Origin of the sequence: Alteromonas sp. P256 (assembly GCF_036864455.1) — a bacterium.
In the GTDB taxonomy this organism is placed as follows: Bacteria; Pseudomonadota; Gammaproteobacteria; order Enterobacterales; family Alteromonadaceae; genus Alteromonas.
Window position 1 is genome coordinate 1 of record NZ_JAZETM010000034.1, and the last position, 905, is coordinate 905.

Below are 905 nucleotides of genomic sequence, written 5' to 3' on the forward strand. Positions count from 1 at the left end.
ATCAGACAGTATCAGGCAGTTGAATCAGCTCGTATTATTTCGTCGTAAGCTAGTTCAAGATAGAGTAAGTTTAAGTAACAAAATCACCGGTATTCTAAAACAATATTTTCCTCAGTCTTTGCTTTGGTTTAAAGAAAAAGACACCGTAATATTTTGTGATTTTTTGATGCGTTGGACCACTCTTGAGCAGGCTCAGGCAGCAAGAAAAACAACATTCCTTGCTTTTTTTAGCAAACATAATTCACACTATCCAGACGTGAATGAAGCACGCTTTACCCAGCTAAAAGCTGCTAAGCCTCTAACGCGTGATGAAGCGATCATTAAGCCTAATTCTTTGATGATAAGTTTACTTGTTCCTCAGTTAAAGCAGCTTTTGCTAGCGATAAGAACGTTAGATGAAGAAATTAAAGAGCTGTATATTCAGCACGATGATCATATTATTTTCGATAGTCTACCAGGCGCAGGCCCCTGCTACGCTCCAAGATTATTAGCAGCATTTGGTGAAGACAGAGCTAGATATCAATCCGCGAGCGATATTCAAAAATACGCAGGCATAGCTCCCGTTATTGAAGCTAGCGGTCAAAAAGCATGGATACATTGGCGGTATCATTGCCCCAAATTTTTAAGACAAAGCTTAGTCGAATGGGCGGGGCAGACGGTGCGCTACTCGTACTGGGCCAAAGCCTTCTACGAACAACAAATCGGCAAAGGGAAATCACATAATGTGGCTATCAGAGCACTGACATTTAAGTGGATAAGAATTGTTTGGCGATGTTGGCAGGACAGAAAGGTTTATGATGAAAGTACCTATCTAAATGCACTAAGAGTGAAAGGTTCACAGTTACTGAAATATGCCGTGGACAACTAGAGAAAGGGGTTGTTGTCCACCTCAGGGCGTGTTGTTA

The 905-nt window shown here is 41.2% G+C and carries 1 protein-coding gene; it reads left to right on the forward strand.

Annotated features, from left to right (window positions below):
- On the forward strand, nucleotides 1-868 hold an 868-nt coding region (locus tag V7R39_RS17725; RefSeq protein WP_334032284.1), incomplete at its 5' end, for a transposase.
- Nucleotides 869-905 lie beyond the last annotated feature (37 nt).